This is a genomic window from Pedobacter ginsenosidimutans (assembly GCF_001442625.1).
GTDB classification, from domain to species: Bacteria; Bacteroidota; Bacteroidia; order Sphingobacteriales; family Sphingobacteriaceae; genus Pedobacter; species Pedobacter ginsenosidimutans.
Genome location: NZ_LMZQ01000008.1, coordinates 107,023 through 126,190 on the forward strand (window position 1 = coordinate 107,023; position 19,168 = coordinate 126,190).

General features: G+C 39.4%; 9 protein-coding genes. All 9 read left to right on the top strand.

What is annotated here, in order from left to right; all coding sequences use genetic code 11:
- The first annotated feature begins 82 nt into the window (after positions 1-82).
- A complete protein-coding gene (locus tag ASU31_RS13465) occupies positions 83-445 on the top strand; it encodes a hypothetical protein (RefSeq protein WP_057932823.1) in 363 nt (120 codons plus the stop codon).
- A 5-nt stretch (positions 446-450) separates the two neighbouring features.
- A complete protein-coding gene (locus ASU31_RS13470; RefSeq protein ID WP_057932824.1) occupies positions 451-1,731 on the top strand; it encodes a hypothetical protein in 1,281 nt (426 codons plus the stop codon).
- 393 nt (positions 1,732-2,124) lie between these two features.
- Positions 2,125-8,499 (top strand): hypothetical protein, encoded by a 6,375-nt coding sequence (locus tag ASU31_RS13475; RefSeq protein ID WP_057932825.1) that lies wholly within the window; start codon positions 2,125-2,127, stop codon positions 8,497-8,499.
- Positions 8,500-8,549: 50 nt separating this feature from the next.
- On the top strand, positions 8,550-13,559 hold the full coding sequence (locus ASU31_RS13480) for a hypothetical protein (protein ID WP_057932826.1): 5,010 nt from the start codon (positions 8,550-8,552) through the stop codon (positions 13,557-13,559).
- Between the two features lie 25 nt (positions 13,560-13,584).
- Positions 13,585-14,667, top strand: coding sequence for a hypothetical protein (locus tag ASU31_RS13485; protein ID WP_057932827.1), 1,083 nt, complete (start codon positions 13,585-13,587; stop codon positions 14,665-14,667).
- Positions 14,667-15,242 carry a hypothetical protein gene (locus ASU31_RS13490; protein ID WP_057932828.1) on the top strand — a complete coding sequence of 192 codons (576 nt, stop codon included), beginning with the start codon at positions 14,667-14,669 and terminating at the stop codon, positions 15,240-15,242. The genes ASU31_RS13485 and ASU31_RS13490 overlap by 1 nt, the downstream gene beginning before the upstream one ends.
- 119 nt (positions 15,243-15,361) lie before the next feature.
- Complete coding sequence (locus ASU31_RS13495; RefSeq protein ID WP_057932829.1) at positions 15,362-17,719, top strand: hypothetical protein; 2,358 nt, start codon at positions 15,362-15,364, stop codon at positions 17,717-17,719.
- A 253-nt stretch (positions 17,720-17,972) separates the two neighbouring features.
- Positions 17,973-18,248, top strand: a complete 276-nt coding sequence (locus tag ASU31_RS13500; RefSeq protein WP_057932830.1) for a hypothetical protein — start codon at positions 17,973-17,975, stop codon at positions 18,246-18,248.
- Between the two features lie 234 nt (positions 18,249-18,482).
- The coding region (locus ASU31_RS13505; protein WP_209434990.1) for a hypothetical protein at positions 18,483-19,168 on the top strand (686 nt) is incomplete at its 3' end.

Genomic DNA, 19,168 nt, shown 5'->3' on the forward strand with positions numbered 1-19,168 from the left:
AGTGTTAACGATATCGTAACTTAGGTTTGTTAATTTGCAATAAGCTAAATGCTTGATCATTAAATCTAAATAAGCCCTTGCCATGAGTAACGATATTGTAAAAACCTATATCTTGAACAGAAGTTCGGAAGACATTAAATTAAGCCTTATTATTGGCGGAATAGAACAAACTGGTACCAGTTTAATTACCCTGGACGAAGACCTCATTTTAAAGGATCACCCCGGAGACCTCCATCAACAGGTAATTGGACAAAATAATAACCTTCATAAAAAGGTATTGAGTATTATTACTGTAATTACCGATACCTCCCCAAACCATAACGACACCGATTTATATGTGTTATTAGAAGGTGGCTTTGTGACCAAAGGTTATAAAATGCAGGAAAAAGTACAACCTGGAGCTTCGGCCATTTACACCGCAGAAATCACTTTTTATCAATTTTAGCAAAAATGAAATATCTACTTATAATTCTCCTCACCATATCTGGTGCAACAGCTTTTGCACAAACAGAAAACAACAAAGAAATTAAAGAAGTAAAACTCGATCTGCTTAAAGCACCCAGTTCGCCTGCTTCGGCCTTATTGGGCTTCGCCGTATCAGATATCGAAAAACCGACCGACTTAAGTGATTTTATGCTCTCGGTACAGTCGGCTACTTCATCTTATACCAAACTTCCTTCCAGTTATGCAATAGATATTGCCCCTTTTTACCTGTTCCGCAATAAAGGTGCAGATTTTAGTACCACTGGGAAAAACGGATTACAATCAACCCGATTTAAAGATTATTTCAGGCAGAGTTTTGTAGTATCGCTTGCATTGCGCAATCCCGATTCGGCATTCAATAATTTTAAACCCACCAGTACCTATGGTGCGCTGGGCTTAAAATTCTCTATTGTAAGGCCACAATACAATAAAGAAACCAGAGAGAAATTATCCTCCATATACGAGAAACAGCGTGCATTGCTTAAGATATATAAAATTGGTTTGGAAGAAAAAAAGAAATCGATACGTTACGAATTTTTAGACAAAAGGAATATTTACCTGCTCGATTCGATTTCGCACTTGCCGCATTTAACCGAAGCAGAAAAGAAAACGCACGCAGTAGCCATGGCAGAAGATCCTGAAAGCGAATTTGCCAAAAATGAACTCGAAAAAAGTGAGTTGAATAAGGGTTTTAAAGAGGAAGTACGGGCAGAGCTGGCTAAGCAATCTAAACTCGAAGCCGATTTACAGGAAGATGCGAAAACTTTTACCGGTAACCGCGAAGGCCTGTCGGTTGATATTGCCGGTGGTTTAAGTACTGAGTTTAGAGAGAAAAGATTTGATAATTCTAAAATATTCAACTCGGGCGTATGGACAACGTTTGGTTACAACTGGGCCAATGGTAGCTCTGTTTTGGGGCTGGCCCGTTATCTGTACAACCCCGATGAAGTATTTGCGCTTGATAATATGAAAAACAGTATCGCCAATCTGTCTACTTTCGATACCGGTTTGCGTTTTATTTTTACCAAAGGCAAATTTGGCGGAGGTGCTGAGGCGCTTTACCGCAGTATACTCACATCGGGTACAGCAAAACCTTCGTGGCGGCTGGTAGCCAATGCCGATTATGCATTGGCTGATAATCAAAAAATCATCTTTTCTTTCGGCCGCAATTTCGACGGAACAGTAACCAAAAATGGAAACCTCGTGGCCGCATTAACGGTGTTGTTTGGCTTTGGTACAAATAGGTAGGGTTCATTAGTCATTAGTTCATTGATCATTAGTTTATTGATGATTGATTATCGGTTAATTGTATACTCGATTATTCAGCTTTGGACTCCAGACTCAGGGCTATTTTAACGTTAATTCGTTCACTAGTTTATTGGTCATTACTGCTTGGTTAATTGACTCTTGCTTCGGACTTAAGACTCTTGACTAAACTCTAAATAATGGGTCAAAATGTGCCAATACTTAACGGTTGCTTGCGAATACTTAAACGATGCTTTGCAGCCTTTCTTTTGGGTAGTATTCGCTGTATTTTTAGTTGTTGCTTTTGTTAATAGCGGGTCTTGGTAATCCATTTTGGAATAGGCTAAATTACAGGGGCATGCCTATTTTTAAGAACCGAAGCATAAAATTAATTACATGCCAGCCAATCAAGTTGTAACCAGAAGATTTTATCCAGCCCTATCTGAAGTGATCACTGTAGATGACTTGCCGGAGTTTTTGCACTTTGCCGAAAATGGTTTAAACCTGTTGCTGGATAAGATTCATTATAAAAATCTTCAGTATTCAAAAAGTCAACGCGGCGATTCGGCATTTTATAGTTTAGATATTGTAACCAATAATATAGGCCTTGATCTGCCTTTTGGTATGCGGCTGGTGCTCAATCCCGATCAGGATGGCGATTCGAATATCTCTTCTTTCCCCATTTCTTTACAGTACCAATGGGAGATGCTGGCCTTTTTACGTGCTTTTAAAGTCCAGAATTTCGCCTTTACACTGGAAGCTTTTTATGAACTCGGACTTCAGGTTTTTAAAATTACTGACGATGAAGTAATTGCACATATCCTGAATTATTTTGTTGAGGATACAGAGACCGAAACCAAATTTGAGCAATTGCTCGATGCTGTAAATCTAGTTTACGGAACCAGCTTAAGCCTTCCACCAGGTGAAGAGCCAACGGTTGATAAGGTGGTTACCTTGATTAATAACGAAATAAGTATTCCTAAAAGTGTTTCAGCAGTGATGTTTGGGATCTATATTTCACAGGCCGGAGAGGAGGAAACACGTGGGCGGCTTCAGCAGTTTTACAACCGTTTGGTGCCAAATGGGATTGAAGATTACATTAAACAGCTGATTACGCCAAAACTTAAGGCCACTTTAAAATTATCGGCAGGGATAGAATTTCCCCCAAACATATTAAAGCCAGTAGACGCCAACGGCGATATAATAGACGACGGTCGCAAATCGATGTTTACTTTTGGCGAGGCCACGTTTTATGCCGATACTGAATCGGGTATAGGTGCTGATGTAGAATTTGTAGGTAATCTGGTACCGGAATATGCGCAGATTGGCAATACGAATCTGTTTATAGGAATAGAGCGTGCCAAACTGGATTTAAGCAGAAAAAGAAATATAGCTGAGGCTGATGCCGCAGGATATGGTCCTGATTTTACAGGTTTGTATGTAAAGGAAGCTACAATTGGTTTAAGCCGGTTTGGTAAAAAAAGCACAACTAAAAACAGTGTTGCTTTAATCGGCGAAGATTTGCTTATTGGTACCGGTGGTATTTCAGGTAGAATCTCATTGGCATCTAATGGTGCCTTATATTACGATTTTGGTTTGTTTGAAGCTGAGCTGAACCTGTTTTCGCTCACCTTTAAAAAAGGTGCCATTGTAGCGTCGGATATTGCTGGTAAACTTACCATTCCTGGTTTTAAGGATACTACAGGACAGCAGGCCATAATCGATATCCGTGTACACATTCAGGATAACGGTGATTTTGAACTTACCGCTAAGCCACAGCAAGGTTTATTGCCGATTACCCTGCCAAATGTATTTGTTTTAAATATCAGAAGTTTTAACCTCGGCAAGGAAGCACGTGGTTTTTATATCCAGATTGCCGGAACCTTGGATTTTATAGCCGATATACCTGGGCTAGGACAGGTATTACCCAAAAATATCGAGATCCAGAAATTAAGGATCTGGGATAATGGAGATATTGAATTTGACGGTGGCAGTTTTGTCATTCCAAAAGCCTTTAAACTTAAAGTTGGTCCGGTTAACCTTGAGGTAAGCCAGATTGCCTTTGGTGCCTATACCAAACAGTTAAATGGTATAGAACGGAAATACCGTTTCTTTGGTTTTGATGGGATGATCAATACAGGGAATGCTGGTGTTAACGCCACGGGTAATGGCATAAAATACTACTTTACCGTTGATAACAACGATACGGATAAACCTTTCGATAGTTTTACCAGTATTGATGGTATTGGGATCGACCTTACTATACCGGGGAATGTTAGCAAGGAAGAAGCTATTTTTATACTAAACGGCTACCTGAGGATGAGCAACCCTGATCCTGCGATTGTAGGATCTAATGCCGGATCAGAATATACAGGGGCCGTTAGTTTCTCCATGCCCAAGTTCCGTTTATCAGGTTCTGCGGCGATGCGGTTAAAACCCAGCGTACCGTCCTTTGTTGTCGATATTGGGATGGAACTACCCGGTCCGATTCCACTTGGTGCTACCGGTTTGGGCATATACGGTTTCAGAGGGATCATTGGCAGGCATTATATGGCTTCCAAATCCGCCACTACGCCACCACTGCCAGATTCGGCCAGTTGGTGGGAATACTATAAAGCCAAAAGTAACATTACCCACAGAGAAGGGATAGAACTGGATAAGTTTGCTGATAAACCGGGTTATTCGGTTGGGGCAGGGGTATCTATAGCAACCTCTTTCGATAAAGGTTTTACTTTTTCGACCAAGCTTTTTTTATACCTGGGTTTACCTAACCTTTTTATGCTACAAGGACAGGCAGGTGTGCTGCGCTCACGCATTGGTTTAAATAAAGATGTAGACCCGCCATTTAGTGCGTTAATTGTCATAGATGACAAGTCCTTTATCTCCAGTTTGGGTGTAAACTACCGTTTGCCAGAAGGTGGTTCTTTTGATGGGGCAATATTTAGTCTAAGTGGTAAGCTCGAACTGGCTTTCTTTTTTAACAATGCATCGGGCTGGTACCTTAACGTAGGAAAAGACCAACCGGAAAGCGAAAGGATCAGGGCAAGAATACTTACTCTTTTCCAAGGTTATGCTTACCTCATGATCTCCTCGCGAGGTATAAAAGCAGGGGCAGGGGCCAGGTTTGACTTTAGTGCCGATTTCTGGATTGTAAAATTCGGTTTTGGTGCCTTTGTCGATCTGGGTGGTTCCATCAGCTTTAAACCGATACAGATAGGCGGTTACATCAGAATGGGTGGTTATGCCTATATTCGGATCCTGAGATTTAAATTTAATATTTCGATTACTGTAACCTTAGGTTTCGAGGCACCAAATCCATTTAGTATTTATGGTTCGTTAGAGCTCGATTTAGGCTTGCCGTGGCCAGTAAGGAAACTGGGCCGTATCAAAATAACCCTAAGCTGGCAGTTTAATAACAATAAAGGGCCATTGCTTGCTCCGATAGCGGTACTAAGCCTGCCCGATCCTGCAACAGGCTATATGCCTGCTGCGGCAACCAACATGCTCTCAAGCGAAACCTTCCCGATCAACTATGTAAATTACGAAATTACAGGGAGCTCGGTAAATATTCCGGCACCAGGGGCAGGCGGCTGGCAGTATAACTTTAATGACGAAAATGCGCTAACGCATGTAACTATACCATTGGATAGTTTTATCGATATCGATCTGTTAAAACCGGTAAAACCAGTGGCAGGACTTATTGGCGGGGCAGGTAATCAATTGCCCGATGGTTATATAGAAATGCTGCCACCACAAAAAGGAATCAGCAGTCAGGTACGGCACGAATTACAGTTGCTTGGCCTCGAAATTTATGCCTGGAACGAAAACGGTAGCTGGCAGCCTTATCATATTTATGAAGCCGTAACCGTTATCCGTGCCGATAATACAGGCGCAGGAGCCATAGACCTTAGTAAATTGAACAATGCGTACTGGCAGTTTAACGAACCTAACCGGTACAATAAGATCAGGGTATTATCGCAGAATATGTTTAGCTATAGTAATGGTATGAGCAATTCGGCAGCCGATCTTGATGCTTTAAACTTTCAGCGGAAAGACCTTTTCTGTTACGAAAATATATCAAAGCAGAATATTGTGAACTGGATTGGCCAGCCATTGGATAAAGTGTATCCTCAAGCCGAAACCTTTTACATTAAAAACGTTGCATTTAAGTTTACCGACATTGAAGGACGCGTGCAGCAAGATGCTGGCTTTGGTAATGCCGTATTGCAGGTGGCCCAAAGTGGCGGTTCTTTAAGTCTGATCTTACCCGAACCCGTGACTACGCTTTCACTCGATTTTGGAGCCAATGACAATACGCTACGTGTGGATTATATACAGCATCAATATAGAATTGGCTACGCACAAACACTTTTACAATATGGTGCGTTTACAAGGGGCAGGGTGTTAGTGCCAAAAACGGTGAAGTACAATGTACAAGTGTTAACACAATATCTTGATGATACTGAGAGTAATACCAGTTTAAATTATAACGATTTAAGCTTGCCTATTAACGAAGTGGTGATTCATTTCGAAAGCAAGTATCCGTTGAATTTTGAAGGCGATATTGTATTAGGAGGTTATTTTGCTTTACCGGCTACCTATATTTCTGCTGCTGCTTTTCCTAACGGGCATGAGTTTGATGCCGATAAAGCACTGGTTTACGCAGCCATTTACAATCAAGCCTTTAATGTTAGAGGAGTGTTTAGTAAAGCTTACAAAAGGCCAGCAGGGGCGGTTGGCCAGTGGCCAATGGATAACCGTGTGCCTGTAGTGGGTAATCAGAATGCTATTGTAACCGGAAACCCCGAAATGATAAACGGTTTTTATGAGAAAACTGCCAGTAACGAGTGGCAGTTACACCAGGCTTATTCTTATACCGCAAATAGCGATGCGCTTTTAATTCCTTTTGAACCTGAATTAAAAGTAGAAGAAGGAAATTTTTCCATTGAGGTAACGGCTGTTTTTAATCCTTTCGAAACTGGTGTAAGTACGCTTCTGACAAGGGTTACCCAAGATCCCGTAACAGGTAAGAAAAAAGGTTATGCCCTGCATCTGTATCAGGATGCACCTGGCAATGCCGATGCTGTTTATGGTACTGAGCAAGCTGTTCCGTCATTCAAAGTATGGTTTACCGCTTATCAGGATCTTGGTCATTCGGGGATAGTTGCTTCAGAAAAATATACATTAAACTGTGATACTGGTAAACTAACAGAAAAACAATATAAACAGATCCTGATCTCGGTAAACCGTAGCACCGGAACTATTGATATTTTTATTGATAAAAGGCTGAAAGCAAGTGAAGCCATCCTTTCTGAACTGGATTTTGTTGCTCCCGTAGTTAAAATAACGAACCTAAATCAGTTGAGTTATTTAACAGAAGTGTTGCAACGTAGATTGGAAGAAAATAACATTACCCGCACAGGTTTTATTGATGAGGCAGAATTGTTGAGCAATAACTTAAATAAAACGATACAACCAGTATGGCGCCCTGATACTACTTATGCCATTGTGGTTAAAACCCGCGATGTGGTTGAAGGAAACGTAGGGGCAGCCGTACAAAAGAACCATATTTATGGTTTTAAAACCGTTGGACCGATTGGACACTTCCAAAAGAAAAATGCCATTTATAAAGCGCTGGAAGCGCAGGATAAAGCGGCTGCATTTAAACTGGCCGATTTAAAACACTATATCGATTACGAACGCTCTTTCCCTGATGCACAAAGCCGCTACGATTTAAGCAAACCTGTATTTTGCCACGATCCGAAAGTAAGTCTGTTGTTTGTTAAACCTTACCTCAATGCCATGTTCTCTGATTGGGACGGCTATTTAGGTCTGCCTACTGTTAAGAGTACTTTGCAGATGCAGCTGTTGGATCCTTATGGCGCAATTTTAAGCCCCGAATTAATCTGGGAACAATTGCCTGATGAGGAGATTACCAATGCCAATTTCATGAAACTACCTCCAGATCAGCAGATCCTGTATTTTATGAACCGTGCGGCGCTCGAAGATTCGTGCAACGTAAACCCGGTAAGCATTAAAAAGCGTAAAAAGCAGGGTGCATACCATTTTCCTAACCTTGAGCCGAACCGTTTGTATACCGCTTTATTTACCGCAGTATATCAACCACTGGGCGAGGCTGAACAAAGGGCGGAGATCCACCGTTTTAATTTTAAAACATCTCGTTTCAGCACCTTTGAAGAACAGGCCGGAAGTTTTGTGCTGGATAGTACCCCTGGGGCAGAAAAATATGCGGTTTATCCACTGAAGGTAAGTTTTACACAGACCGAAATTGATGGGGTCATTAAAAACCTGATTGACGATAATCCTGAAAATGATGATTCGGAAGTAATCAGGTATGCCGCTAAATACGATCGTTTGGTGTATGGTGGTTTGGCAATTAAGAACCTCGAGCCGATTGAAACCACGGTGATCCATCCGGTAATCAATATCGATCCTGTTGATTCAGGCAGACGTTTATTGGGGATATTGGTGAGGAACCCTGAACCTTTTAACAATCCAAAACTGCCTCTTGGATCTTTAAATAATACGGTTGGTTTATCACTTATCCCTTCGGGACAGGCGGTGCTTCCACCAGAAACATTTATTTATATCCATGCAAAGGATACCTCGGCTGTGTTTATCAGCAATGCAGCATTAAATATGCCGGTTGGTGATACACAGTTGCACTTTAAATACAAAATATTTAATGGTAACGATTATGAAACAGATTTCGAAAGTTATAACGGGCCAACAATCCCAATAACACTTTAGCAGTCTGTTGAATTAAAACATGAACAATAATTAATAAAATACATTCAAAAATGACGTCTGAGAACAACTTCAATGCTTATTCATCCGATTATACCCGTATAACAGACTGTCTTTTTGCTATACATGCCTTAGAAGTAAGCGGGGGCTTAAATAACCAGGCAGAATTGCTGCGGTTGTTGCGTCTACTTGAGCAGGATGTATTAAAAAAATTATATGTAATAACCATTAGGGTATTAAAAGTAGTTACCAGCCCTGATAGTACCGTTTATATCGGGGGTGATTTTAGCGAAAAGAATTTTTCTGAAAAAGATTTTAATGTAGGTGCTCCGGTGATCAATCCACCAAGCAATTGGGATTACTTTTATGGTGATTTTGATGGGGAAGATTTTCTGTTTGATGATTTTTATGTAGGCTACCTGGATACCAGCGGTACAGGTTACAGCGCCATTTTTAAGAGCATTTTAAATATGCTCGATGAGATTAACAATTATAGTGAAGATACCTTTAGTGAGGAAGACCGTTATGCTTTAAATGAAGCATTGGAAGCATTATTGGCTGCCTTTAAAGCGATAAAAGATTTGTTGGCGCAATTAGGCCTAAACCCTTGTGGCCCGGATGATGATACTTATTTGAACAATACAGGTGGTATTTACCTTCAGGCAGCTGGCTCTGACGGTGCCAACGGCATTGCCCAGGGTATTCATTTAAGATGGAGCCTTACCGGTGTATTGGGAGATAACCATTTGCCTAAAGGAGACTATTATAATGCTCAAAACAATCAGTTGTCAGGCTTTAACCGCAAGGATGATTATGTCAAGGTATTCCGTTCGCAATATATAGACGCTCCAACTGTATCTATTGATTTAGAATTTAACCGTCCGGTAATAAATTTTATAACCAGGCAATGGATTTATACCATTAATAATACTGTTAATGGGAAAAAAATCACCAACCGTGTAAAACTCAAATTTGATAATGCCAATACCTATAAGCAACTGGCCAGAACAATTGATCCTTTATTGGATTATTATAGGTTTTTATCCTCCTACAATGAAACCATTACTTTAGAAATAGAAGGTAAAACGAGCTATTCAGTGGGGTTCCATTTTAATAATACCAGTAACGAAAAGGCAGTACTTAAGGTGAAAATGCTTTCGCAGATTGTTAATGATCCCGATACCGAAAATACGACCGAAGTACGTAAAACGATGGTGCTGGATAACGCTGGTGCTAAGATTGAGATTTATAAAGCTGATAATATTGCTAAAATCTCGATAAAAAAATCAACAAATGCTGTCATTAAGAACTTTTATTTCTCAACCTACCACGATTTTTTAATTACCCGTCAGGAAACAGACTGGATGGAAGTAGGAAATGGTTTTGGTATTTCTTTAGATGATGCTGTTGTTTTCGATCGCTTAGAGAATGAAACCTATCCTATAGATCACCTTTGGCCACATTTTAACGATGGTACTACCGTAAAAGTGGCCAATTATCAGGATAAATGGTTAACCTCCAGAAACAATAATCCTTCGGTAAAAGCAGCGCTAAGCACTTACCTTCAATTAAGCGATACGGACCCAAGGGCAGAGGAAATAATCACCAACGTAAATCCGGAACAACAGAACGAGGGTTTTTCAATCAGTTACCTGGATATTATCAATCTGCAGGCACTTGATTATCATTTTGCGCGGATGTTGGGACTGGGACATATCGATACACCGATAGACAATGATGGCTTTATATATCAGGTTCGTTATACGAATAAAAGCAGTTTAAACTCATCTGCTACTTCTACTTATGTATACACCAGTTTACCCGTTACCAAAACCGATTACCTGCTGCCAGAGAAACCTAAAATGAGGCCGGTTGCTTACCAGTTTTTGGGAGATGACAGCGACAGTATGAATAGTATGCTTGATGATAAAGGTTATGCAAAATTCGATTATGCAAGAGTAGTTAATATAGGCAGGGTGCCTTTCCCTGACGAACTGGTTGACCATGATTTCTTTTCGGATCTGAATGTCGTTGAAAACCTGAATATTTTCGAAAATCCCAAGCCTGTTTTTTATGGATTGGAATACCGTGCAGAAAACCAGTTGGCCTATGTGAAACCCGAAATCACCAGTGGCAGTTTCCCTGATGAATATCAATATTATGCTTATGATAATGCCAACCCACAGGGAGTATTAGAGCCTGAACCCTTAAGAGATGATGTACTGAGTTTGTTTACCCATTTTGAAAAGCAACCTGGCAAACATTTTTATGCCATTTATGGTATAAACTGGTTCTCGAGGGTTTCTACACTAAGTGATGAGGTAGATACCGATGTAACCGAGTTCGAAGCGGTAAACACACTATTACCGCCAAGTGATGTTGCAGTACAATATGTTCAAAAAGAAGATCCTTTATTGTTTACCACGACTGCCGAACAAAGCTGGTTGGCCGGACGTAAACAGACTTTTGCCGGACAAGACATTGGTTTTACACGCGTAACTTTTAACTGGCTGGATATATTGGATGCCACCAGGTTGATCGATCAGTCGGCCGCACAGCTTAATACACTGATCAAAGCAGACCATGTTAAAGCTTATTTTAACCCGGAATTACCCTTAACTATAACAGGGCAGATAAAGGATATCATCCATGAACCTGATGAAAAGCTGATTAGATTAATCGTCGGCAGCTATAAACAGATTGATGGTACTTTGATAACGCCGACTGTAGCACCTGGCGATTTTTTTAGATTTACCAATAGCTTATTAGCCACACCGAACGGTAAATACCGTGTAGAAAATATGGTAAATGGAAGTGCCGGGGTAGAGATTATCGTTGAAAGCACTAATGAGAGTAGCGTGGTAGATGATGAGAATGAACCAGGCACTTATTCTACCCGAAAAATTGCAACCTTCCCCGAAATTGGAAGCAGATTTTCTGTTGCCGAAAACTTAAGTAATCCCGCCAATTGGGAGCCGGTTATGGAAACCGTTCAGTTAAAAAGTTTTGCTGATGCAAATAGCCCGCATATTGAACGTATTGCTGATTCGGAAGGTAGAGAAACCATTTATTGGGTAGGGGGGATTCATAATCAGGCAACTGTTACCCCATTGTTTGGAAGTGAATATCCAGATGGCTTATTGGGTTATTATAAGGTTAGCTTCGACAATACAGGCAATTTGAATGATCACCCTCAAATTAACCTGCCTTTTGATGCCAATGATCCCAATAAGAATTCGCCCGATCAGCTAAGACAGGCGCATGTAGAGTGGTATAAAGGATTAATCAGGGTACCAACCCTAAATGAAGACCCGGAACCAAAACTTTTGGAGGTAATTAGAATCGAAGAAACACAACCTTTAGAACTGTATGTTTACGATCCAGGTTACCAGGACGACCCTATCCGGGTTTCGACACCTGCTGTGTTAACCGTTCCGGTAAATTTTCATCCGGGTTACCGGGTTTACTTTTTCCCAGAGCCTGGTTCCACTCATACCTTTAACGGCACAAATATCCTTCCAGTTGGAAATGATAACGACAAACGCACGCAGCTTGGCCTACAAACGATAGATAGCAGACCCGAAAGCAACAATAGTGTTTCTGATGTTTCAATGCCTGCCATACTGCTTGCCCGTAAAATTGAAGAACCCGTACAGTTTGAAGCACCAGGTACATTTGGTTTAAAAGTACGTCCCGATGCCACCGGAAAAGCCTCTTTTACTTTTGATGTTAAAATTGCACCAACGGTAAATGGCATAAAACGTGCTCCATTTGGTTTTATGTTCTACAGAACAACCAACGAGGATGTATTGGAAGCCTTATACAAACCAAGCACCGTAGCTCAGATTTTAGAAGCACTTAGAGATCTTGATGAGGACCCGTTTTACAGTCAAAGGTATTTAGAGTTGGTTAATTTAACTTTTGATTCGCCTACTGCGGGTTCATTTAAACAATTTCCTGCGACGCCAAATTCTTATGGTTTTCCAGTTCCGGATAAGTTGGGGCTTGTTGATGATGCACATGACAGTTTGGAGGTTAAAAAATTAAAATATTTTGCTGCAATACAGGAAACTTTATTGCCCTTAACGGAGCAGACCCCGATATTGAATTTTATTAAACAGGGCCTGCAGACCGAAAATGCATTGCCTGTAATCCGCGATCTGGATGGCAATTTGCTCGATGCAACAGATGTAGCCTTTAATCCTTTTCCAATGATTAGGCAATATAATAAACCATCGCAGCCCAATACCACCTATATCCGTTTTACCGATTACTTTTTAAGCGGGGCTTCGCGAAAGTTATATTTTTTTGCCGGGGTAGAGGTAACCAATCAGTTAGAACCAGGCTTATTAAGTCCATTTGCTGGGCCCGTAACCATTTTACAAACACTTGCCTCTGCAGCTCCTTTGGTTACCACGTTTGCAATTAATCTCGATTCTTTTTCTGCAGAAAGCGGCGCGTCGGTTGTATTTAATATTGCGCCGATCTCACCTGAAGACCGAATTTCGAAAATCAGGATTTACAGATCAAAAGATAAAGACAAGACCGTTACCCTTCAAGGTATGGAATACCATGTAGACCGTGATATTGTAGCTGAGAATATTGAAGGTTATGAAGTTACCGACGATTTTAGCGATTTAACAGTTGCACCACTTGGCGATACTGTTTATTATCGCCTGGCCGGTATCCGAACCATTATCAATGAAAAAGAAGAGGAAGAAGAAGTATTGTCATTAGGTACCGATGTAATAGCCATCACACTGCCTGATTATTTAAATCCCGAGGCACCCGAATTATTTTATGATGAGGTTGGAAACAAACTGACCTGGTCTGCTACAGCCAATCGGGCCAACTATTACGTATTTAAGCAAAATAACCGTGGTAACTGGGAAAAAGTATATGGTGTTGAGCTACCAACTTCATCGGTTGATATGGAATATGTTTTGCCTGCCCCGTTGATACGGGTAGATGAAGATGGTGATAAACTTTATTACCGCTTTAAAGTACAGGTGCAAAATGCTTCAGGGCTGTTTAACCTTACCGATAAAGAATTAACTGTTTAATAAACATTACTAAAGAAAATTATTTATGCCACAGATACCGCCAATTACCGATGCTTATATTGATGAAATTATAAAAGCTCCAGAGGCTTTTAACCCAGCATTAAACAAAACACAGGGAGTAAAGTTGCGCGAGTTGTTAAAGCTAATGCGTGATAAAATGGAAGAATGTTGCGGTGATAGCAATACTGATGCAGATCTTATTCAGGTTACCCATCAGGAACTAACATCTTTGTTATTTGCTAATGCACTTATCCCTGGAAAACATTATTTATTAACTAATTATAAAACAACTTGGAAATTAGCTAACGGCAACATCCGAAGAGCCGATAATTTTGAGCCAATAATGTTATTCGCATTAACATCTTCCAAACTTTCTACAGAAGCATACAGTGCCATTTATCCACAGGATAAAATATTCTATTTGGCTGGTGCAGTAGATTATGATGGTAATATTAAACCATATTCGGAAGAAGATTGGCTTTATATGAATGGATTGATCCCAGAAACTGGTTTTATATACAGAAGGATAGATTCTTTCACAAACAGGGATATCAATTTCGATTTTAGAGGCTTTTGGATCGGAGATGATAATTCTCATGGTAGTTTGTATTTTACTAACAATGTCAAAATATTTTCTGTTGGTTTAGATGTATATAATAAACAGCCTTTAATACTAGGCTATAACAGTGTTAGTAACTCAACAGTAAACGTTGGAGGGCTATATGGAGCCGCAGGTTTCAATTTTTCTGTTCCAGAAACCTATGATGACCTTAAGATTAATATTTCCAACAGTTTTGTTGGAATATTGGCGATCGACGGAATTACAGATGAAATCTCATTCCGAAATAGCAATATTAAGGGATTATATATTAAAAATGGTTTACCATCTTTTAATAATGTCAATAATTTTCAAATTATAAATCCATATGAAATAAATCTTTCCCATTATGATAGTGAAGCGCTTGCTTTATTGGCTAGTGAAGATGTAAAAGATAATGTTATCGTAGCAGATAATTATACACTTCTGATTTCTTGGATTGGCGTTAATAATTTAGGAACGATGATGAATAATTTCTCTATATTTTCTCCCTTGCAGGGACTAGATTAATGAAACAATTCATTATAACTAGGTCTGCGAATGGCAGGATATGCGATACACTAGAGCATTTAAATATGTACGGCTTAAATCCAATGGTAGTGGAATGCGAAAACGTTAACATTCCTCATATTAATGTTTTATTAACAGTGCAACGGATCATTATGGAAAATATTAAAGAAGACAATATTCTGATTTTAGAAGATGATGTAAGATTATATAGACCATTTAATCCAGATCAGTTAGTGAAGCAAAATGAGTTTGATTTTTCAATAATCTGTACTGGAAGTTTTAGTGTTGGACAATTAAGGAAATCAGCTAATAAACAGCTTCCATATTGTACTTTTTTTTATGGAAGCCAGGGTGTAATATATAACAAATCGATTTATAAATTCTTTCTAAATATAAAGGAAGATTATATAGATTCAGTGAGTAGGTTTTTGCCTAATGTATGTATCACTCTCCCGTTTCTAACCTACCAAAAAGATTATAATGAAAGAAACAAAGATAATCAGCTGATAAAAAGGGAACATAAATTTGAACAAGAGAATGAAAGATTATTGAAATTAATAAATCACATTAATTAAAGTAGAAGCATCAAAAAATAAAGCTGTAAACACTATTGAATAATAAATTAGCCGTTTTAAATGAAAGGGCTTTGTTTAATCTGTATAAAAAACGATCGTTCGACTGAAATAAATAAATTATGCCACACATTCCACCCATAACCGATGCTTATATTGATGAAATTATAAAAGCTCCAGATGCTTTTAACCCTACCCTAAATAAAACACAGGGTGTTAAATTAAGGGAGCTGATTAAACTGATGCGCGATAAAATACAAAGTAGTAATAGCGGTGAAGATTCCGAAGTTGTTATTAATGAATACAATCCATCAAAAAGTTATGCTATTGGAGATGTTGTATATGTTAAAGACGAATATGGTAATAGGATACTTTATCAATCACTTATCAATAATAATATTAATACATTTTATTCGGGAGGTTTAGCAATTCCTAATGTAGAATTCGGAAACCCTGCTCCTATAATTGGATTGGAAGGGATAATATTACCCTTTCCACTGTATGGATATGAATATGACGAGAACTTAACATTTACTTATAAAGGTTATTATTTGGAGAATAATGAATACAAGCCATATGATGCTTTTACTGTGAAACTAAAAAAACAGGACGGAAGAAGATTTGGGTTTTATTTTTCGCAGACAACAGTTCCGCCGAATGCACAGCCACCAGTGCCAACATTTGACTACGTTACTATCAAAATTAAAACAAGTAACGATGAGAGCCAGAATACAGAGATCATAGCTGATAAAATCGTAGCTGATAATCTTCGGTTTTACTATGAAACACCTGAGGGCTTAAGATTAAAAATAAAATTAGATATTAGTACTAATGAACAGGTAATAGACATAAGTGGAATAATTACAGGTTGGTATTTATTGGGGTATCCAGAATTTAAGTTGGATACCAGTGGTTTTCTTGATACTTCTGAACAGCCTCAAACCAAAGCTGGCCCACTGCAGCTTAATTCAAATTTTTCAAATAAGCAAAAAAGGGTTTTGTATAGCATTAATCCTTATAATCAGCGTGATACACAAAATGGCTATATTGAAGAAATAACCGAACAATACGATGTAGACGGAGAGCAGGTAGGTAATTTTGTTATCCTAGGCAACCATTTCTCAGAAGGTTATTTTACCAATAGCATTGAGCTCGCCGTTACGAGCTATAATGGCTCTATAAATAAGAAATGGTCCTTATTTTCTGATACGATTAGGGGTGGGAATTGGTTTACGGTGTTGCCCGTAAATGAAGGTGTACAATATAATGGCGGTGGAGATGTAGATCTTGAAGTAAAATATGTATACCCTTATGGATATTGGTTCAGACTAAGGGTGAAAACAGCTGGAGGAATTGGGGGAATCGCATTATATACAAAATCCTATCAGGGAACATTTTATAAGTGGAATACTTATAATGAGAATGTTATAGGTCCGCAAACTGGAAATGATATATTGCCTACTGATGATACTATTGGGGATAAGGAATATGCTAAATCGTTAAAAGTATATAGTGCGCCTATAGAGGATAATGATGTTGTAAGGTTAAAGGACCTTAACGATCATGGTGGAAATTCTCCGACCGAACAATATATTCAGGCATCTCCATCAGCACCACAGGTAGCTAATATAAATCTAGACGGTGATATATCTGTTAATGGAGGTCTTTTTTATAAAAGCCTTGATTTAAACAACACATTTTTTAGTAAGGCCAACGATGATGGAAGTTTTATCGTTTACAATGATGCAACTGGAGCAGGATGGGCAGCAAATGCAGATGGACTGTATAACCCAAACAACAATAGAAAATATGTACAGGAAAAGACAGATGCTGAATTTAATAGTCTTAATGTAACAGGAAACGCAAATATAGGTAGCGGGGGAAGTCTAACTACAATTAATAGTTTTGGGCTAGAGGAACATAAGCCCCTATACTTATCAACAGAGAACCATTATTTATCTACTGCTACAAATATAAGTTTTGCAAACGGCGATTTAGCTGTAAATAGAGAAGATGAAGGATTCAAGACTGTGTTATTACAAGGAGACGCATTGCCTATAACAGGAGGGACTATAAGAGGCAACTTAGTTGTTAATGGTGAATGTGATTTGAATGGCAACATAATTTCAACAGTTAATGGAAATATTTTTAGATATGTTCATGGTTCTGATGGAATGATTTTCGGCGGATATATTGGAGGAGATAATTTCTCCGCTTATAGTATAACTAATAAAGCAAGCGGAAAACACTTTAAGTCTTTTCTAGCGCCCATAGAACCCGATGATGTTCTAAGACTAGGTGATGTTCAAGGCTCATATTTGTCATTAGTTGGAGGAATTTTAAGTGGTGATTTAGCAATAAGTAACGGAGAAATTGAAATCAATGATTTTTCGAAAGGTATAATATTGCGATCTCCTAATGGAAGCCGATTCAGGATTACGGTTGATAATTCTGGGGCTTTACAGACAACATCATTGTAGTAATATTATGATCTACCAAATGAATCCATCACCACTAACGTATGAAAAATCTCGTCAAAACTATTCTTGGCAGTTTTGTTCCTGCTTTCGGAAAAGGGATTTTCCAAATCAACTTCAGTTTTAAATATCTAAAATTAGAGCGTTCGCATAAAAAGATTAGGATAAGTAAATAAAGCAGGGCAAATGGTTAATAGAGCATATTATTTTTTTAAAAAAAAAAACATTGAGAAATAAACAATAAAATATAAAAAACATGAAAGTAAATTTTAACAAGCCACTATTAAATTTAGATGGATCAGAATCAGGTGAAACTTTAAATAAACTACTAAGCAACATTTTAGCCCAGGCGAACGAAGGGGTAACCGAGCCGATCAAATTCTTCGATTGGGCGATCAAGATCTTCAACGATGGTGAGGTTGAGCTTGACAATACGGATGCCGAATTGTTAAAGGGCTTTATCAAGAACCACAAGCAGCTTACCGTTTTTGCCAAAGGCAGGCTGTTAGAGGTGTTTAAGGCAAATGATTAGCCATTTAAAGAGATTAAGATATTAGCCCATAGGCTATAATACAAGTAAAGCGCCATGGCCCCCCGGAGCTGTGGTGTGCCATTAACCCGATAGAGAAAAACTATGTCGAACATACCACCAATTGAAGATGGCTATATTGATGATGTCATCAAGTCGTCAGGCCCTTTAAAGCCCAACCTGAACAAGACCCAGGGTATCGAACTGCGTGCACTGGTAAAGCTTCTGCGTGACCGTTTGGAGGGCGAGATCTCCGATCATTATGCCAGCAACCAGGCAGCACTTTCGCAAAAGGCCAATATTGACCAGGTTGTTTTAAATACGACAAAGGTAAACGGCAAGCCTTTATCGGGGGATGTTGTGCTTGATAAGAACGATGTAGGACTCGGTAATGTAGACAATACGCCTGATCTGGACAAGCCTCTGAGCACTTTTGCACAGGCTGCACTGGCATTGAAGGCCGATATGGTGGATGTAAATGAGCGTCTTTCAACCAAGGTTGATAAGGTTGCTGGCAAACAGCTTTCCACCGAAGATTTCTCAAGCGCAGAAAAAGACAAGCTTGCGGGTATCCATGACGGTGCAACTTCCAACCAGAGCGATAGCTACCTGTTGGCACGTGAACACCATACCGGAACCCAGGTCATAGAAACGGTTACGGGTCTCCGTTCCGAACTTGACGGTAAGGTGGGCCAGTCCGAAAAAGGGCAGGGCAACGGCATTGCCACACTTGATGGCAATGGCAAGATCCCCCTGGCGCAGCTGAGCGAAGCACTTCTCGGTAGTGTGAACTATCAGGGCAACTATGATGCATCTGCCAATAACCCATCGCTTCCAGCTGCTGCTGGGAACAAGGGCAAATATTATGTGGTAGCTGTTGCAGGCAACCAACAGGGACTGGAACTGAATATAGGCGACTGGGT

Excerpts from the sequence above, each read along its gene's own strand:
- ASU31_RS13500 (WP_057932830.1), top strand. The coding sequence starts at position 17,973 with ATGAAAGTAAATTTTAACAAGCCACTATTAAATTTAGATGGATCAGAA.
- ASU31_RS13490 (WP_057932828.1), top strand. The coding sequence starts at position 14,667 with ATGAAACAATTCATTATAACTAGGTCTGCGAATGGCAGGATATGCGAT.
- ASU31_RS13470 (WP_057932824.1), top strand. The coding sequence starts at position 451 with ATGAAATATCTACTTATAATTCTCCTCACCATATCTGGTGCAACAGCT.
- ASU31_RS13465 (WP_057932823.1), top strand. The coding sequence starts at position 83 with ATGAGTAACGATATTGTAAAAACCTATATCTTGAACAGAAGTTCGGAA.
- ASU31_RS13485 (WP_057932827.1), top strand. The coding sequence starts at position 13,585 with ATGCCACAGATACCGCCAATTACCGATGCTTATATTGATGAAATTATA.
- ASU31_RS13475 (WP_057932825.1), top strand. The coding sequence starts at position 2,125 with ATGCCAGCCAATCAAGTTGTAACCAGAAGATTTTATCCAGCCCTATCT.
- ASU31_RS13480 (WP_057932826.1), top strand. The coding sequence starts at position 8,550 with ATGACGTCTGAGAACAACTTCAATGCTTATTCATCCGATTATACCCGT.
- ASU31_RS13495 (WP_057932829.1), top strand. The coding sequence starts at position 15,362 with ATGCCACACATTCCACCCATAACCGATGCTTATATTGATGAAATTATA.